Genomic DNA, 17387 nt, shown 5'->3' with positions numbered 1-17387 from the left:
AGCGTCAGACCCGGGCGCCGTCGTCGTTCTCGTCTTTCTCCTGCGGCAGCTTCATGATCAGGTACACCACAGCCCCGATGAAGACGGCCACCATGCCGAGGATTGCCAGCAGCGGCGCGGAGCGCCAGAACATGGACGACAGGACCAGGGCAACCGGAGCGCCCACGGCGCCCAGCCACGCCAGCATCGTCAGCGGATCCGTCGCCGAAAGCTTGGGGGGCTCCTCCGGGACGAACCCGCCGTCGTCGTCCTCGACGCTGTAGTCGCGCGGATCGCCCGCGCCGGCCCGAACGTCGCCCTCTCCGGCCCGGGCGGCCTGTCCGGGCTCGGCGGAGTCTGGCTGCCCGGCTGCTTTCTCCCGGTCGGCAGCCTCCTGCCGCTCGGCGGCCGACAGTTCCCGGGGCGCCCGGGGCGCCAGGCCCAAGGGATCGAAGTCGGTAAAGTGCCTTGCAGCGCTTTCCGGACCGGAGCCGTCCGCCTGTTCTGCCGGTGCAGGGCCTTCCTCCGGTGCAGGGCCGGCGTCGTCACTGGTGGCCGTGCTGTGCCGGGGGCCGCCGTGATGGCGGGAAGACCCGGCGCCCGGGGAGTCACTGTCGCCGGGAACGACGTCCGCATCGGGAACCGGGGCGTCGCCCTGGAGCCTGGCCACCAGGTCAAGCCAGACGGCGTCGTCCTGGTTGGCACTCGGATCGGACGAATTCGAATCGGGCCTATTCATCGGTGGCGCCCTTCTGGCTGGCTGTCGCGGAGTCGGCGGATTCCTGGCGGATGTCTGCCACCACGGAGCGGATGAAGTCCACCGAGCCGCCGAAAATCTGGCCGGCGTCGTGGTCCAGCGTGGCCACGTGGTAACTGTTGTCCAGCCGCGTGAGCTGCAGTGGGGCGTGGGTAAGCCCGCGCCGCAGGGCCGTGATGCTGGAATCGGAAACAACGTGGTCCACAGCGGAGCGGAACACGCGCACGGGCGCTGTGATGCGTGGCAGCAGACGGACCGTGTCCTTGAACATCTTATTCAGTTCGTGGGCGGCCGCCACAGGGGTCCGGGAATATGCGCCCTCGTCGACGCCCTGTTTCCGTATGTCGTTGGCGATGGCCGGCGTGCTCTTGAGGACCAGTTTGAGGATGCCGGCCAGCGGGGCCCGGCGGTCATCGATGACAAGCGCGGGGTTGACGAGAATCGCTCCGGCCACAGGCCTGGTCGCGGCGATGCGCAATGCCAGGGCGCCGCCCATGGACAGGCCGGCGGCGAACACGAGGTCGCACTCGGACTCGAGCTCCAGGTAGGCGTCGTCCATCGCCTCATGCCACTGCGTCCAGCGGCTGCGGGAAAGCTCCTGCCAGGTGGTGCCGTGGCCCGGAAGCAGGGGCATTCTGACTGCAAAGCCGGCATCGGCAAAGGACTGGGCCCACATACGGAGGCTGTGCGGGCTGCCGGTGAACCCATGGGACAGCGCAATGCCGATAGACGGCCCCTCGCCGGAGAAGACGCTGCTGAACGGACTGTGATCGGGAACTGTGGTCATGACTTCTCCGACGGTATGTGGCTTCGGGAACGCAGCTGGAAAAACCGCGCCGAGGACTCGAAAATTTCCTGGGCGTCCGTGTCCAGCGTAGCCACGTGCCCGCTGTTCCTGAGCGGCACCACGTCGAGGGCTGCCGAGGTGAGGCGCTTCCGTATCAGGCTGAGTGAGCTCGGGGGCACGACTGCGTCGTTGACCGACTTGAAGACCAGCACCGGGGCGGTGATCCGCGGCAGTCCGCGGGCGGCGGCAGCGAAGAGCCGCTTCAACTGGTGAACCGCCGCCAGCGGCGTCAGGGAGTAGTCCCCGTCGTCAGTGTGGGGTGCCGTCGTATTCTCTTCGGCAATGGGCACCGTGGTTCTTTGGATGTACTTCAGCAGGCCAATGATCCGGACGCGCCGGTCATAGAAGCTCAGGCCGGGATTGACGACGGCGACGCCCGCGACGCTGTGGCGGGATGCGGTGAGGAGGGCGATGGCACCGCCCATGGAGAGGCCGGCCACGTAACACTCGTCGGTCTTTGCGGCCAGGTCCAGATATGCCTGCTCGAAGGCGCCGTGCCACTCGCGCCATCCTGTGCCGGCCAGGTCCTGCCAGCTGGTGCCGTGTCCGGGGAGCAGTGGAACAGTGACGGCGAAGCCGCGCCCGGCCAGGTATTCGGCCCACGGCAGGATGCTCAGGGGACTGCCGGTGAAGCCGTGGGAAATCGCGATTCCGATCCGTGCATTGGGGCCGTGTCCCGCGTAGCTGAAAGCGGCGGGCCTTGTCCGGTCGCTGCTTTCTGTCATGGATCCATCGTGTCACTGTTCCGGACAATTCTCACTAGAGTAGGGTTGCATTGCAGTGCCGCCGGGCCCTCTGAACGCCCCGGCGGTAGCCTTCCGGAGAGGTAAGACACGTGTTCTATTGGGTCATGAAGCGGATCTTCCTGGGGCCGGTGGTCCGCACTCTTTTCCGGCCATGGGTCAAAGGACTGGACAACATCCCGTCCGAGGGTGCAGCCATTATTGCCTCCAACCACCTCTCATTTTCGGACTCGATCTTCATGCCGCTGATGGTGCCGAGGCCTGTCGTTTTCCTGGCCAAGTCCGAATACTTCACGGGCACGGGAATCAAGGGCCGGCTGACCGCCATGTTCTTCCGCCTGACCAACCAGCTGCCCATGGACCGCTCCGGCGGGGCGGCGTCGGCGGCCTCACTCGAGGCGGGCATGGACGTGCTGACGCACGGCGGACTGCTGGGCATCTATCCCGAAGGCACCCGCAGCCCCGACTCGCGGCTTTACCGCGGAAAGGTGGGGGTGGCGCGGCTGGCGCTCCAGGCCGGCGTCCCGGTCATCCCGGTGGCGATGATCGGAACGGACAAAGTCCAGCCCATCGGCAAGCGGCTGCCGAACATCCGCAGGATCGGCATGATCTTTGGAAAACCGCTGGACTTCAGCAGGTATGAAGGCCTGGCTGATGACCGGCTGATCCAGCGGTCCGTCACGGACGAGATCATGTACGAGCTCATGCGGCTCTCCGGGCAGGAATACGTGGACGAGTACGCCTCGGTGGTCAAGCTCAGGCTGGCGGGGAAGTCGAGCGAAGAGCCCGGAAAGGGCAGCGAAGAGCCGGGGAAGTCGGGCGAAGAGCCCGGGAAGTCGGGCGAAGAGCCGGGGGAGGCCGGTTCGTCCCGGTCGGCTTAGCAGGCTGTGACGCGTTGACCTTTTAGCGCTGCGCATCTGTGACGCCCTGCATCTGTGACGCCCTGCCCGGGCGCATGACAGTCCGGGTGTCCCGAGCCGGTCAGGCCAACTACTCTTAGTAATGTGACTGAGCTATCTGCAAAACCTGCCTCTTCCCTGACCAGCACTTCACAGAGCGGTGCGGCCAACTATCCGGGACTCGACAACTGGCGGGATCTTCCCATCTCCCAGCAGCCGAGCTGGCAGGACCCCGGGGTCTTCAACGCGTCCGTCAAGGAACTGTCGGTGCTGCCGCCGCTCGTTTTCGCCGGCGAAGTGGACATCCTCCGCGAGCGTCTCGCCGCCGCAGCCCAGGGCAAGGCATTCCTGCTCCAAGGCGGTGACTGCGCCGAGACCTTTGAAGGTGCCACGGCGGACAAGATCAGCGCACGCGTAAAGACGATCCTGCAGATGGCCGTGGTGCTGACCTATGGTGCGGCGATGCCCGTCATCAAGATGGGGCGCATGGCCGGCCAGTTCGCCAAGCCACGTTCCTCCAACGACGAGACCCGGGACGGCGTGACGCTGCCGGCATACCGCGGTGACATCGTGAACGGATACGACTTCACCCCCGAGTCGCGGGCCCACGACGCCAGCCGCATGCTGCGCGCGTACCACACCTCCGCGTCCACGCTGAACCTCATCCGGGCCTTCACCCAGGGCGGCTTCGCGGACCTCCGCCTGGTGCACACCTGGAACAAGGGGTTCACCGAGAACCCTGCCCATGCCCGCTACGAGTCGCTCGCGCGCGACATCGACCGCGCCATCAAGTTCATGGCGTCCTGCGGCGCGGACTTCGAGGCCCTCAAGCGGGTTGAATTCTTTGCCAGCCATGAGGCGCTGCTGCTCGACTACGAGCGTGCGCTGACCCGCATCGACTCCCGCACCGGCCTGCCCTACGGCACCTCCGGCCACTTCCTGTGGATCGGTGAGCGTACCCGCGAGCTGGACCACGCGCACGTGGACTTCCTGTCCCGGGTCCGCAACCCGATTGGCGTCAAGCTGGGCCCGTCTACGTCCGGTGACGATGCCCTGCGTCTCATCGACAAGCTGGATCCGGAGCGTGAACCCGGCAGGCTTACGTTCATTACCCGCATGGGTGCCGGCAACATCCGCGAGAAGCTCCCGTCCCTCGTGGAAAAGGTCACCGCCTCCGGTGCTCAGGTCCTGTGGGTCACGGACCCGATGCACGGCAACACCGTCACCTCGCCCAACGGCTACAAGACCCGCAATTTCGACGACGTCATTGACGAGGTGCGCGGGTTCTTCGAAGTGCACCATGCCCTGGGGACGGTTCCGGGCGGCCTGCACGTCGAGATGACCGGGGATGACGTGGCTGAATGCCTCGGCGGTGCCGACCCCATCGACCAGGAAGCCTTCCTTGACCGCTATGAGTCGGTCTGCGATCCCCGGCTGAACCACATGCAGTCGCTGGAGATGGCCTTCCTCGTGGCGGGCGCGCTCACCCGCCGCTAACAGCAAAGGCGAGGAAAGACCGGCGTCGGGGAGCAGTTGAGGCGCCCCGGCGCCGGTCTTTCGTTTGCCGTCCGGGCTTAGACCACGGTGAGGGTGACGACGGAGCCTTCAGGGACCTCGGTGTCGACGGGATCCTGGTCCCGCACCGTGCCGAAGAACCCGCCAAGGACTTCGTTGACGCGGACTTGGAAACCGCGCTTCCGCAGCGCTTCGGTTGCGTCTTCCACCTGTTTGCCGATGTAGTTGGGCACCTTCACGAGCTTGGGCCCCTCGGAAATCGTCAGGGTGACCGTTTGGCCCTTTGTCAGGGTTCCTGAAGCAGGCTCCTGGCTGACCACGGCGCCCTTGGGAACGTTCCGGTCATGCACCGTTTCGTCGGCGAAGACGGCTTTCAGGCCGGCGGATTCGATGGCACGGAACGCCGCGTCCTGGTCCTGTCCGCGCACGTCCGGCACGGGAATGGGCTGCGGGCCCTTCGAGACAGTGAGGCTTACCGGTGTCCCATGCCGCACGGCGGTTCCCGGGGCCGGAGCCTGGCCCAGCACCGTGCCGGCAGGCACCTCCTCATCGAACTTTTCGGTGACCTTGCCCAGCGCCATCTCGGCCCCGTTGAGTGCTTCCTTGGACGCATCGAGCGTCTTGCCCGTCAGCTGCGGCAGGGGAAATAGCTGCGGACCCTTGGACACGAACAGCGAGACCTGCTGGAATTTGCGGATTTCCGTTCCGGCGTCCGGCTCTGATCCCACCACGAGTCCGGCTTTGACGTCGTCGTCGAAGACGTCCTTGGTACTGGACTGGAAACCGGCGTCCCGGAGCAGCTGCTGGGCCTCCGCCACGGTCCTGTTCGCCACGGCCGGCACGGTGCCGGGGGAGCCGGGGCCCATGCCGAAGAACCAGCCCGCTCCCGTGGCCAGAAGGGCCAGGATCACCAGGACCACAATCCAGAGCGCTCCCCGGCGCCGGGAATTCCCTTCCCGGAGCGTTCGGACGGGAGTGGCCGCGGCGCGCGACCGTTCCTTTTGTTCGTGGCGGTCCAGCTTCCGCTGTTCCCGCTTGCTCAGGGGGAGCGGGGCAGCCTCCCTGTCGTCGTCGTTGTCGAACCCGTAGGGCGGGAGGACCGGCCTGTGAGTTGAAGAGACAGGAGTTGAAGAGACAGGAGTTGAATCGGCAGGCCTTGAAGAGGCGGGAGGTGGGGAGGCGGGGGCGGAAAACACGGTGGTCGGGTTGCTGGTGCGGGAAATGACTTCCGTGGGCCGGCCCCGGGGGACGTCATCGCCGTGAATGGGTGCGAGCAGCTCGGTGTGGTTTGCCTGGTTTCCGGGGCCTCCCTGGTTTCCTTGGGCGTGTGGGCTCTGCGGCATGCGGGACGGCATCCGGGCAGGTGCCGGGGGAGCGCCCATGCCGCGCGGGCCGGGGCCGGGGGCCATACCTGCCGACGCGGCCGCCTGGATGGCTGCGGGGGGTTGCAGGTCAAGTTCGGTGTCGGTGAGGTTGGTCCGGATGTGACGGAGTTCCGCGAGCAGGGCGTTGCCGTCCACCGGCCGTTGCTCGGGGTCGCTGGCCGTACACCACTGCACGAGTTCGTCCACTTCCCCCGCGAGGCCTGGAACCAGGCCTGACGGGGCACCCACCGCAGAATTCACGTGCTGGTAGGCCACCTGGATGGGGACGTCGCCGTCGAACGGCTGGCGTCCGGTGAGCATCTCGAACAGCATGATGCCCGTGGAATAGATGTCGCTTCGTGCGTCGGCCGGCTTGCCAAGGACCAGTTCCGGCGAGAGGTACGCGACGGTGCCGATCAGGGCACCTGTGCTGGTTGTCGTCGTCACGGCGCGCGCGAGGCCGAAGTCGCCGATCTTGATCCGGCCGTCGTCGGCGATCAGGACGTTCTCCGGCTTGACGTCGCGGTGGATCAGGCCGGCGGCATGGGCAGCCCCCAGGCCTTCCACCACCGGATCGATGAGTGCCAGGGCCAGCCGGGGGGACAGGGCGCCCTTGCTGTTGATGACGTCGCGGAGGGTGTGCCCCTTGATGTACTCCATCACGAGGTAGGCGGTGTCTCCATCGTGCCCCTGGTCGAGGACGCCCACCACATGCGGGTGTGAGAGCTTGGCGGCTGCCCGTGCTTCGCGGGCCAGGCGGTCCAGGAAACTGCCGTCGTTGACCAGATGTGGATGCAGGACTTTCAGGGCAACATCACGGTCCAGCCTCTGGTCCGTGGCCACATAGACGGTGGACATCCCGCCCCGCGCCAACCGGGATTTCACCTGGTAGCGGTTGTCCACCAGGGACCCAACGAGACTGCCTAAAGCGTTTTCCTGCACTCTTCGATACTAAGTGCTGCACGGAAACGGGTCCGAATCAACATGCGATCCGGACCCGTATCGTTATGCTCCCCGGAGCCGGGATCTGCCGGCACCGGGGTCAGTTGAGGGTGTCAGCTGAAGTTCTTACGGTGTGCCTTGATGGCTGCGACGTAGCGCTTGGTGTCGGTGTACATTCCGTGCTTGTTGACCGAGTACTGGCCCTGGTAATAGCCGGCGATGGCGTAGTCCAGGCTCTTGCTGGTCCGGATCAGCTGGCGGATGATGGCGACTCCGGCGGTGGCATTGTCATACGGATCAAGCAGGTTCAGCTTCCGGCCCACGAGGTCGGATGCCCATTCGCCGGAGGAGGGGATGACCTGCATGGTGCCGATGGCGTTGGCCGGAGACACCGCCCGCTGGTTGAACCCGGATTCCTGGTACGCGAAGGCCTGTGCCAGCGCCGGATCCACGCCCATCCGCCGTGCCGTGTCGGCCACGATGGACTGCATCTGGGCAAGCGACGGAACCGGCGAGGCGTTGAGCAGGGCCTTGTTCTTGTTGGCCGAGCTGACCACGGCTGCCGGGTAGGTGTAGCCAAGGAACGAGCTGGGCACGAGCGGCGTGACGCTGGATGCCGGCTGGACGGCTGCGGCCTTGCCGGGAATGGCGAGCTTCTGGCCGGGGTAAATGATGCTGGTGACCTTCAGCCGGTTCGCCGACAGGATGTCCGCGAGCTTGACGCCGTGCCTGGCCGCGATGCCGGACAGCGTGTCCCCGGACTTGATGACGTAGGAGGCTGAGCGGGTGGCGGCCGGTGCTGCCGCCTTGGCCGGTGCCGCCGCGACAGCCGTGCCGGCGCCGAGGCGGATCTTCTGGCCGGGGTAGATGATCGACGTCACCTTGAGCCCGTTCCAGCTGAGCACCTGGGAGAGCCTGACGCCGTGCCGCCCGGCGATGCCGCCCAGTGTGTCGCCGGACTTGACCGTGTACGTCCTGGCAGCGGTGCTGGCAGGCGCAGCAGCAGTCCTGGCCGCCGGAGCGGCGGCTGCCTTCAGCTTGATCCGCTGCCCCGGGTAGATCACGGAGTTCGATTTCAGGTTGTTGAGCTTCAGCACGGCAGTGGTGCTCAGCCCGTACCGGCCGGCGATGCCGCTGACCGTGTCCCCGCGGACCACCGTGTGGGCCGTCGGGGTGACGCGGGTGGGCTGAAGGCCCGACGGGAGCGCGGCCGGCACGGCGGCTGCGGGGATGATGCCAGCTCTGACTGCTGCCGCCTGTGCCTCGATGGCGGCGGCGAGTGTTGCGGGCACGGTTTGGGGCCGGGTGTCGGCATCTGCGGGCTGGGCGACCGCAAGGGAGGAAAGCATGACGGCGGGGAGCGTGGCCGTCGTGGCCGCGATCAGGGGCAGCCCCGGCCGGGGTGACTGCTTAGTGGAGCGGGTCGTCGTCATGGGAAAGATCCTCTTCTCAGCGGCGAATGCTGTCGGTCATGCCAGTTGCTCGTGATACCAATGTTACTGATGTTAATCGTGTTGCGAATGTTATCTATGTGAATCTCTCACGATTTTTCGGTTAGCACAAGAACGGGCTTTCAGCCGGGAAATCTGCCCGGCTGGGAGTGTCGCGCGCGAAAATGGAGCGGGCGCACACGTGAGCTGTTTCGACTAGGCTTGCGGGCGCCCGACATGGCAACCTTGACCCGTGAGTACTGTAGAAACCCTTGTAGGCGACTGGCTGCCCCTGCCCGACGTCGCCCAGTTGCTGGATGTGTCCATTACCAAAGTCCACGGGCTCCTTGACGAGCGCGCGCTGGCGGCCCTGCGGGTCGGGGAACGGCGGATCCGTTCGGTGCCCGCGGCTTTCCTCCAGGACGGCCACGTCGTGGACAGCCTCAAGGGCACGATTGTGGTGCTGTCAGACGCCGGTTTCTCTGACGAGGAGCTTATCGGCTGGCTTTTTACCCCTGACGAGTCACTTCGCGGGCGGCCCATTGATGCCCTCCGTGAAGGCCGCAAGACGGAAATCCGACGCCGGGCGCAGTCCCTGGCCTGGTAGAACCAGCCCAGCCTGGCAACTAACCCAGCCTGGTAACTAACCCAGCCTGATGGAGGGGCCGGGCCAGCCGATCAGGCGGCCCGGCTCACTGTCGCCTCAGCCAGCCGCCGCAGCGCGGTCTTGGGGAGGTCTTCCAGCGGCAGGACCTCCAGTGCCGCGTACGCCGCTGCACCGAATTCCTCGATCAGCACTTCCGTGGCCTGCAGCGCACCGCAGTCCGCGATGATCCGGCGGATCTCGGCCACGTCTTCCTCACCCAGGTCGGGGCTGCCAAGCTTTGAGTCGATGAACGCGGACTCCTCGGGGGTGGCCAGGTCCAGGGCGAAGGCCACGAGGACCGTCCGCTTGCCTTCCCGGAGGTCGTCTCCCGCTGGCTTTCCAGTGGTGACCGGGTCGCCGAAAACGCCCAGGACGTCGTCTCGAAGCTGGAAGGCCTCGCCCAGGGGGAGGGCGAACGCGGAGTAGCCGCGGAGCAGTTCGTCCGAGGCTCCGCCGAGCGCACCGCCCAGGGCGAGCGGATGTTCCGTCGAGTACTTGGCCGACTTGAAGCGGATGATCGACTGGGCGCGGCTGACGGCCCCGGCGCGGTCCCGGACCGGCCCGGCCACCTCTTCGAGGATGTCCAGGTACTGGCCGGCCATGACCTCCGAACGCATCAGGTTGAAGATCAGCCTTGCCCTGCTTCCTGAGGCTGCCGTTTCGCCGATATCGGTGAAGGCTTCCTCGCTGAAGGATAGGCAGAGGTCGCCGGCCAGAATGGCCGCGGCGTGGCCGAAGCGTTCGCTGTCGAGGGCCCAGCCCTGGGACTCGTGGAGCTGGCTGAACCGGCGGTGCACGCTGGGTCCGCCGCGGCGGGTGTCCGACCGGTCGATGATGTCGTCGTGGATCAGGGCTGCCGCCTGGAACAGCTCAAGCGCGGCGCCTGCTGTGACGATGTCCTTGGCCGAGGCGGGGCCGCCCGCTCCGCGCCATCCCCAGTAGCACATGAGGGCACGAAGCCGCTTCCCTCCGGTGACCAGGTTGGAGATGGACCCCATGATGGGATCGATGTCCGGCGAGATTGCCATCATGATCGACTGCCGGGTTGTCAAGAAGTCTGTGAGCTTTCCCGCTACGGCGGCCACGAAGTCCGCCTGCTCCACGCGAAGCTGCTCGGCCACCATCACTTGACGGACTCGGGCGTCACGTTGGCGCCGATGGTGAAGGTGGAAATTCCGCCGGTTGCGGGGACGGCGATGTTAACGGTCTCGTTGCCCGCCCGCACGAAGTCCTTGGACGCCACGCTGCCCACCGTGTTGCCGGGAACGGGTTTGAAGCCCTGTGCCTCCAGGGCTTTGGTGTAATACGCGACGACGGCGGCCGGCTTGGCGGCGGTTGATCCCACCAGTGCGGCGGTGGCCGGGGATGTTGACTTATCGAAGCTGCTGGCAACCACCTTGGTCCCGGGCATCACGGGAAGAAGCTTTGACGGGAAGCCGGCGACGAGCGCCCCCACGGTGGCCGACGTGCCAGGTGTTGCACTGGGGCTGGCGGTTGCGGTCGCGGACGCCGTGGCAGTCGCCACTGCGGACGAGGATGCCGGCGCCGCTGACGCGGACGTCGCGGAACCGGGTTCCTGTGGTGTGCACGCTGACGCCGCCGCCACTACGGCCGCTCCAGCGGCGAGCAGCCCAAGGCGGGCAGGCATGAGCGTTCGAATGACCTTCACAGGTGCGGTCCTCCTGGGTGTTGATGCCGGATTCAGCCTCCAGTTTAGTCAGGTGCAGGGCATAGGATTGCAGTTGTGGGGCCGGACGAAGACAGAGAGCAGACGGAAGCGCGGCTGCGGGACCTTCGGCGGGCGAGCATTATGCACGTCGACATGGATGCGTTTTTTGTCTCGGTTGAACTGAGGGCCCGCCCTGACCTGCGCGGCCGGCCGGTCATCGTAGGCTTTCCTGCGGAGCGTTCCGTTGTGCTGTCTGCGTCGTACGAGGCACGCAGGTTCGGCGTGAAATCGGCGATGCCCATGGCGGTGGCCCGCAGGCTGTGTCCGCAGGCCGCCATCATCGAGCCCCGGCACAAGCTGTATTACGAAGTGTCCGGCCAGCTGATGGCGATATTTGAGTCCATCACCGAGCTCGTCGAGCCGCTCAGTGTTGACGAGGCGTTCCTGGACGTCGGCGGCGCGATCCGCAGGCTCGGTCCGCCGTCGGAAATCGGGCAGTTGATCCGGCGGAGGGTCGCCGGCGAACTGGGCATTACGGCGTCCGTGGGGATCGCCGCCAGCAAGTTCGTGGCCAAGATCGCCTCAACCCGGTGCAAGCCGGACGGCCTGCTGCTCATCCGGCCGGAGCAGACCGTACCGTATCTTCACAGCCTTCCGGTCAATGCCCTCTGGGGTGTCGGGGGCAAGACGGCGGAGGTGCTGGCCCGCATGGGAATCCGTACCGTGGCGGACGTCGCTGCCACGCCGGTCTCCTCGCTCAAGAAGGTGCTGGGCGCCACCGGTGAGCACGTCCACCGGCTCTCCTGGGGTATCGACAGCCGGACTGTCACGCCGGTGCGGGTCGAGAAAAGCATCGGAGCGGAGGAAACGTTCGCTGCGGACACGGCGGACGATGCCCTGCTGCACAGGGAGCTGCTGCGGCTGTCCCACCGCACCGCCGAGCGGCTTCGTGCTTCGGGGCTGGTGGCCCGGACGGTGGCGCTCAAGCTGCGGTACGCCGACTTCTCCACCGTAACCCGAAGCCGCACCGTCCACACGCCACTGGACAGTGCGCAGCTCATCTATGCAGTGGCCATCCAGCTGCTGGAGTCACTGGGCAGCCGGCCCCTGACGGTCCGGCTGGTGGGCGTCCGTGCGGAGCAGCTGGAAGCCGCCGCCCAGACCTCCCTCCAACTGAGCCTGGACAGGCGCGATGACAACTGGCGGGCCGCCGAACAGGCGCTGGACAAAGTGGCCCAGAAATTCGGCAGTAAGTCCGTGCTTCCGGCCCGGCTGCTTGAGCCGGGCAGCGGCAACTCCTGATGAGTTCCGGCTGACGTGATTCCCGCGACACCCGAGGGTGCGGGAAACCGCGTTCACGGCCGAAGATCCGGGCCAGTTCAGGGCCTTGGGGAGTGTTGCCGCCCGTGAACAGCGTCTTTCAGAACAGCGCCTAACAAACTATCCTTATAGATACAAAGATTTCGAACGTCTGGACATGTGTGGATCACCCGACCCGCCACGTACGTATGCTTGAATCCCTGGATCTGCCGAGGTTGGCAGGCCGGGAACCTGGATGGCATGCCGGTCGTTGACGGGGCAGGAACAACCGGTTCCGACCTGTCTGGACGTTGGCCTACTTAAGGAGGTCGTGATGCCGCTCTCGGAGCACGAACAGAAGCTGCTCGAGCAACTCGAGAGGCAACTGCATGAGGACGATCCCAAGTTCGCCAATTCCATGGGCTCGGATCCCGGCCGCAGCTGGTCCACCCGGCACATTGTGATTGGCGTACTGGCCACGCTGGCCGGGGTGCTGCTCCTCCTGGTGGGGGTTTCCCTCCAGAACATATTTGTAGGGGTCCTCGGGTTCGTCGTCATGGGTGCCGGAGTTTACTTTGCCACGATGCGCAGCGTTGCGGCCGGCAAAGCAAAGGCCGGCGGGCATGGCCGTAAGTCGAAGAACAAGAGCTCCTTCATGAACAGCCTCGAAGAACGATGGGATGAAAGGCGCCGCGGGGAGTCCTGAGCCAACGCTCCACTTCCCACCTCCTCCACTTCCCGCCACCTCCACTTCGTAGCACCCTCCACATAGCACCACCCTCCACATAGCACCACCGGGGCTATCCCGGGTGGGCGCCCATAATCCAGGAATGACCCGCTGCGGCGGGTCATTCTGCTTTAAGCCACGGAACTGATGCCGGGAGCCCGTGCTCCGAGCCTGATCTCGCTGCGGATGCCATCTGAGGGCCGGCGCGATTCCCCTCCACTTTCCACCCCCGGCAAAAATCCCCGCCATTCCGCGGAAAAATGTTTGTCCAAACCGGTGAGAAACGTCCGCGTCGCGTTGACTGTGGGGAGAAGTGGAGTAAAGTGGGGCGCGTAAGAGGGTAGTGGCAGCGCGGGGGTTGTTCGGCTTCTGACGGCAGACGGGCGGTGGGACGTGTTCCTTGGGACACACTCACCGCGTCTTGACGAAAAGGGCAGGATCATTCTTCCCGCTAAGTTCCGCGAGGAGCTTGCCGGCGGACTTGTTCTCACCCGAGGTCAGGAGCGCTGCATCTACGTCTTCAGCGAGCAGGAATTCGCGAGGGTTCACGAGCAGATCCGGGAGGCTCCGATCTCCAACAAGCAGGCTCGTGACTACATCCGGGTTTTTCTCTCTGGAGCCTCGGACGAGGTGCCTGACAAGCAGGGGCGCGTGACCATACCTCCCGCGCTCCGGGAGTACGCAGGGCTCGGCAGGGAGTTGGCTGTTATTGGGGCCGGCACCCGAGCTGAGATCTGGGACGCCCAGGCCTGGAATACGTACCTTGCAGAGAAGGAAACCTCCTTCGCTGAAACCGACAACCCCATCGCCGGCATCCTTTAGGCCGGCCCGAATCCGTTTCTTGGACGAGATCTCCAGCCGCCCATCCTTGACGACTACCTGGCTCACTTCCCCGGAGCCAGGCAGCCGCGGGGATAGGCGCGGATGGGGATCTGGCCCAAGAAGCACACGAGGCGCTCAAGGAAGGACGAAGGCGTGACAGAACCCGACCAGCCGAAGCCTACGTCCGAACGGCATGTGCCGGTCCTGAAGGACCGGTGCATCAATCTTTTGGCGCCCGGATTCGAAGCGGCACGCCTGCGCGGAGAGATACCGGTGGCCATCGACGCCACGCTCGGCATGGGCGGGCACTCCGAAGCCATGCTCCAGCGTTTTCCTGACCTGCACCTGGTGGGCATCGACCGTGACGAGGAAGCCCTGGCGCTGGCAGGTGAGCGGCTCAAGCCCTTCGCGGCGCGCACGGACCTGGTTCACGCTGTGTACGACGAGATCGGCGAGGTGCTTGAGGACCTCGGCATTCCCGAAGTCCACGGCATCCTGATGGACCTCGGGGTCTCGTCCCTGCAGCTCGACGAGCGGGAACGCGGTTTCGCGTATTCCTTTGACGCACCCCTGGACATGCGGATGGATACCAGCCGCGGCCAGACGGCGGCGGACGTCGTTAACACCTACAGCGAAGAGGAACTGGTCAGGATCATCCGCAAGTGGGGTGAGGAAAAGTTCGCGGGGCGCATCGCCAACAGGATCGTTAACGCCCGGGCCGCGAAGCCGTTCACCACCACGGGGGAACTCGTCGAACAGATCCGGGCAGTGGTTCCGGCCGCCGCGGCCAAATCCGGCGGGCACCCGGCCAAACGCACCTTCCAGGCACTGCGCATCGAAGTCAATGAGGAACTCGAAGTCCTTGAGCGTGCCGTTCCGGCAGCGGTGGATGCCATCGCCCTTGGCGGCCGGATCGTTGTGATGTCCTACCACTCCCTGGAAGACAAGATCGTCAAGGGCGTCTTCCAGACCCGCTCCAAATCGTCAGCTCCGCTCGGTTTCCCGGTGGAGCTCGAAGAACACAAGGCCGAACTCAAAACCCTGACCAAAGGCACCGAGGTGCCTACCGCCGTCGAGATCGCAGAGAATTCGCGTGCAGCATCAGCCCGGCTGCGCGCAGTGGAACGTATCAGAGCCAGGAGAGCAACATGAGCGCAGCAGCTGCCAAGAACCTCGCCCTTCCGTCAGGCCCGAGCGTCCAGGATGTAGAGGCCGGCCTTCCGGGTTCGGCCCGCAAGGCGCGCACCCCGCTGTCCCTGGTCCGGTCCGCACCGAGGAAGCGCCGCGCGCCCTTTGTTGTTCTCTGCTTCGGTATGCTGGCGGCCGCACTGATCGCGGTGCTGGTGCTCAACATCTCTGTATCCACGGCCCAGTACCAGCTGGTCAAGCTCCGTGCCGAACAGACCGCACTGACCAAGCAGAACCAGGACCTGACACAGCAGGTGCAAAACTTCGAGGCTCCCCAGAATCTGGCTGCCAAGGCTTCAGAATTGGGAATGGTTGCTGCCACCGGCAAGGGACAGATTGATCTTTCCACGCTGACCGTGAGCGGGGATGCCAAACCGGCGGTCAAGGGAGACTCGGCAGGAGCGGTGATCGCTGCCCCTGCCGTCCCGGGTCAGCTGAATGTGGTTCCGCCCGCCAGTTCGGGCGAGCCGCTGGCAAGCAGGGCCCCGGCTGCCGGTGAAACGGCAGCTGCCCAGCCGGAGACCCCGGCGGCTGCGAAGCCGGCCGAACCGGCAGCTGCAGCCAAGCCGGCCGCCCTCAACGGGGGCACCATTCCGGCGCCTGAGCAAAGGACGCCGGGGCAGTAGGGAAGGAACAGGCGGCTGGTAGCCCGCATGGCAAGCAGTAGGGGATGAGCGTGGCGCAAGGCAAGAGCAAGGCAAGCAAGAAGAAGGCCGCTAACGCCACGAAGAGGCTCCGCCTCGGACTCAGCATCATGCTTGCGCTGCTGGTGGTGGTCGGCGGAAAGCTGTTCCTGGTGCAGGGGCTGGACGTTGGCGGCATGGCTGAAGCTGCCCTTGACAACCGGCTGCGCCCCACCGTGCTGCCGGCCGAACGCGGCAGTATCCTGGACGCGAATGGCACCGTGCTGGCCAACAGTGTTATCCGCTACAACATCACAGTTGACCAGTCTGTAAATACCAAGACCGAATCCTTCAAGCGGCTTGAAAAGGTGAACGGCAAGGACGAGCTCGTCACCGTGTCGCGTGACCAGGGGATCGCCGAGCTTGCTGCCGTCCTGGGCATGGATGCCGGGGACGTGCGCAAATCAGTCACCGGAACCAGGACGTACTACATCGTGGCCAAGGACCTCCGGCCGGACGTCGAAAACCGGGTTTCGGAACTGCAGATCCCGGGCATCTTCTCCGAAGGCACCAGCAAGCGCGTGTACCCGAACGGCTCCGTGGCCGGCGGCATTGTGGGTTTCCTGGAGAACGGAACCACCGGCCAGGCCGGCCTCGAACAGACCCAGGACGGGATACTGCGTGGCACCGCGGGCAAGCGCGTCTTCGAAATCGGCGCCGACGGCCTCCGCATTCCCGTGGGCATCGACGAACTGACGCCCGCGCAGGACGGCAAGGACGTCAAGCTCACCCTGAACTCCGATCTCCAGTACTTCGCCCAGCAGGCCATCCAGACCCAGGCGGACAAGCTCAGCGCCGAGTGGGGGGTCATCATCGTCTCGGACGTTAAGACCGGCAACATCATCGCCATGGCCGACACCAACACGCCCGACCCCAACGACCCCGGCAAGGTGGCAGCCAAGGACCGCGGCGTCCGCTCCGTCACGGCGGCGTACGAGCCGGGGTCCGTGGAAAAGATGATCACCGCCGCCGCCGTCATCGAAGAAGGCAAGGCCAAACCGCTGGACACCTTCGTTATCCCGCCGTCTCTGGTGGTGGATGGCCAGCAGTTCGACGATTCCTTTTCCCACGGGACCGAGAAGCGGACCCTGGCGGGCATCCTGGGCTGGTCCATGAACACGGGCACCGTAATGGCGGGCCAGCGCCTCACCAAGGACCAGCGCCACGACTGGCTGCAGAAATTCGGCATCGGCGAGGCGCCGGAGATCGGGTTGCCGGCGGAAGCGAAGGGCATCCTGACCCCGGCCGACCAGTGGGACGGCCGCCAGCAGTACACGGTGCTGTTCGGCCAGGGTGTTTCGCAGTCGACACTCCAGACAGTCCGCGCCTACCAGTCCATCGCCAATGACGGCGTGATGCTGCAGCCGCGGCTCATCGACAGCTACATCAGCCCCGACGGAACCGAAGACAAGGTGGCGGCCAAGCCGCCCCGCAGGGTGGTCTCGGAGGAGACAGCCCAGCAGGTGAGGGACATCCTCGAAAGTGCCGTCACGGAAGGCCAGATCAAGGAGGCCGCCATCGACGGCTACCGGGTCGGAGCCAAGACGGGCACCTCGCAATCGCCCTGCGACGACGGGACTGCTGGCTTCTGCGGCTACACCGCCTCGATGGTGGGGATGGCGCCGATGGACGATCCGCGGTTTATTGTGGAGGTGGTCCTGCAGCGTCCCAAGGGGTCCATTTACGGGATCACCAACGGGCCCGTGTTCCGCTCGGTCATGAGCCAGGCGCTGCGGACGTACAACGTTCCGCCGTCCAAGGGCGCGCCCGTCAGGCTGCCGCAGTTTGCAAAATGACGCAGTTCGCCAAGTAACGCAGTACACCAAGTAACGCCCGCCAAGATAAGACCGCGGCACACCTGAACAAACAGTTCGGTG

At 65.6% G+C, this 17387-nt stretch carries 16 protein-coding genes; 9 read left to right on the top strand and 7 right to left on the bottom strand.

The window, feature by feature from the left end:
* Window positions 1–4: 4 nt before the first annotated feature.
* Genes ARGLB_RS09985 through ARGLB_RS09975 form a run of 3 tightly spaced genes read right to left on the bottom strand, consistent with a single transcriptional unit; the run spans window position 5 to window position 2308 of the window.
* Window positions 5–718, bottom strand: coding sequence for a hypothetical protein (locus ARGLB_RS09985; RefSeq protein ID WP_003801796.1), 714 nt, complete (start codon window positions 716–718; stop codon window positions 5–7).
* Complete coding sequence (locus ARGLB_RS09980) at window positions 711–1523, bottom strand: alpha/beta hydrolase (RefSeq protein ID WP_003801792.1); 813 nt, start codon at window positions 1521–1523, stop codon at window positions 711–713. The genes ARGLB_RS09985 and ARGLB_RS09980 overlap by 8 nt, the downstream gene beginning before the upstream one ends.
* Complete coding sequence (locus tag ARGLB_RS09975; protein WP_003801790.1) at window positions 1520–2308, bottom strand: alpha/beta hydrolase; 789 nt, start codon at window positions 2306–2308, stop codon at window positions 1520–1522. The genes ARGLB_RS09980 and ARGLB_RS09975 overlap by 4 nt, the downstream gene beginning before the upstream one ends.
* A gap of 110 nt (window positions 2309–2418) precedes the next feature.
* Between ARGLB_RS09975 and ARGLB_RS09970 the strand changes: the two genes are divergently transcribed.
* Window positions 2419–3207: a lysophospholipid acyltransferase family protein gene (locus tag ARGLB_RS09970; protein ID WP_003801785.1), complete on the top strand. Its 789-nt coding sequence runs from the start codon at window positions 2419–2421 to the stop codon at window positions 3205–3207.
* A gap of 123 nt (window positions 3208–3330) precedes the next feature.
* Complete coding sequence (locus ARGLB_RS09965; protein WP_003801783.1) at window positions 3331–4722, top strand: class II 3-deoxy-7-phosphoheptulonate synthase; 1392 nt, start codon at window positions 3331–3333, stop codon at window positions 4720–4722.
* A 77-nt stretch (window positions 4723–4799) separates the two neighbouring features.
* On the opposite strand, the gene ARGLB_RS09960 is transcribed toward ARGLB_RS09965, so the two are convergent.
* Both ARGLB_RS09960 and ARGLB_RS09955 read right to left on the bottom strand, forming a co-directional pair.
* The gene (locus tag ARGLB_RS09960; RefSeq protein ID WP_003801782.1) at window positions 4800–7046 is read right to left on the bottom strand and encodes a Stk1 family PASTA domain-containing Ser/Thr kinase; all 2247 of its coding nucleotides are present in this window, start codon (window positions 7044–7046) and stop codon (window positions 4800–4802) included.
* Between the two features lie 113 nt (window positions 7047–7159).
* Window positions 7160–8479 (bottom strand): lytic transglycosylase domain-containing protein, encoded by a 1320-nt coding sequence (locus ARGLB_RS09955; protein WP_003801780.1) that lies wholly within the window; start codon window positions 8477–8479, stop codon window positions 7160–7162.
* Window positions 8480–8729: 250 nt separating this feature from the next.
* Here ARGLB_RS09955 and ARGLB_RS09950 point away from each other — a divergent pair, with 250 nt between their 5' ends.
* Window positions 8730–9083, top strand: a complete 354-nt coding sequence (locus ARGLB_RS09950) for an Rv2175c family DNA-binding protein (RefSeq protein ID WP_003801779.1) — start codon at window positions 8730–8732, stop codon at window positions 9081–9083.
* Window positions 9084–9154: 71 nt separating this feature from the next.
* Here the strand turns inward: ARGLB_RS09950 and ARGLB_RS09945 are convergent, their stop codons facing one another.
* Window positions 9155–10249, bottom strand: coding sequence for a polyprenyl synthetase family protein (locus ARGLB_RS09945; RefSeq protein WP_085929195.1), 1095 nt, complete (start codon window positions 10247–10249; stop codon window positions 9155–9157).
* Entirely contained in the window at window positions 10246–10791 is a 546-nt protein-coding gene (locus tag ARGLB_RS09940) for a hypothetical protein (RefSeq protein WP_245531508.1), read from the bottom strand. Before ARGLB_RS09940 ends, ARGLB_RS09945 begins: the two co-directional genes overlap by 4 nt.
* A 141-nt stretch (window positions 10792–10932) precedes the next feature.
* Here ARGLB_RS09940 and dinB point away from each other — a divergent pair, with 141 nt between their 5' ends.
* The 6 genes from dinB to ARGLB_RS09910 all read left to right on the top strand — a co-directional run bounded on the left by dinB (window position 10933) and on the right by ARGLB_RS09910 (window position 17306).
* Window positions 10933–12093 (top strand): DNA polymerase IV, encoded by a 1161-nt coding sequence (dinB, locus tag ARGLB_RS09935; protein ID WP_085929194.1) that lies wholly within the window; start codon window positions 10933–10935, stop codon window positions 12091–12093.
* Window positions 12094–12424: 331 nt separating this feature from the next.
* Window positions 12425–12796, top strand: coding sequence for an SCO2097 family morphological protein (locus ARGLB_RS09930; RefSeq protein WP_003801771.1), 372 nt, complete (start codon window positions 12425–12427; stop codon window positions 12794–12796).
* Between the two features lie 414 nt (window positions 12797–13210).
* Window positions 13211–13639 carry a division/cell wall cluster transcriptional repressor MraZ gene (gene mraZ, locus ARGLB_RS09925; protein WP_003801769.1) on the top strand — a complete coding sequence of 143 codons (429 nt, stop codon included), beginning with the start codon at window positions 13211–13213 and terminating at the stop codon, window positions 13637–13639.
* A gap of 153 nt (window positions 13640–13792) precedes the next feature.
* Entirely contained in the window at window positions 13793–14791 is a 999-nt protein-coding gene (gene rsmH, locus ARGLB_RS09920) for a 16S rRNA (cytosine(1402)-N(4))-methyltransferase RsmH (protein WP_003801767.1), read from the top strand.
* Window positions 14788–15453 (top strand): cell division protein FtsL, encoded by a 666-nt coding sequence (ftsL, locus tag ARGLB_RS09915; protein ID WP_003801765.1) that lies wholly within the window; start codon window positions 14788–14790, stop codon window positions 15451–15453. Before rsmH ends, ftsL begins: the two co-directional genes overlap by 4 nt.
* Before the next feature lie 44 nt (window positions 15454–15497).
* Window positions 15498–17306: a peptidoglycan D,D-transpeptidase FtsI family protein gene (locus ARGLB_RS09910; protein ID WP_003801762.1), complete on the top strand. Its 1809-nt coding sequence runs from the start codon at window positions 15498–15500 to the stop codon at window positions 17304–17306.
* The last annotated feature ends 81 nt before the right edge of the window (window positions 17307–17387 follow it).

This window comes from Arthrobacter globiformis NBRC 12137 (assembly GCF_000238915.1).
GTDB lineage: Bacteria > Actinomycetota > Actinomycetes > Actinomycetales > Micrococcaceae > Arthrobacter > Arthrobacter globiformis.
Note: the sequence above shows the minus strand (reverse complement) of the source record. Positions and strands in the feature narration are given on the sequence as shown.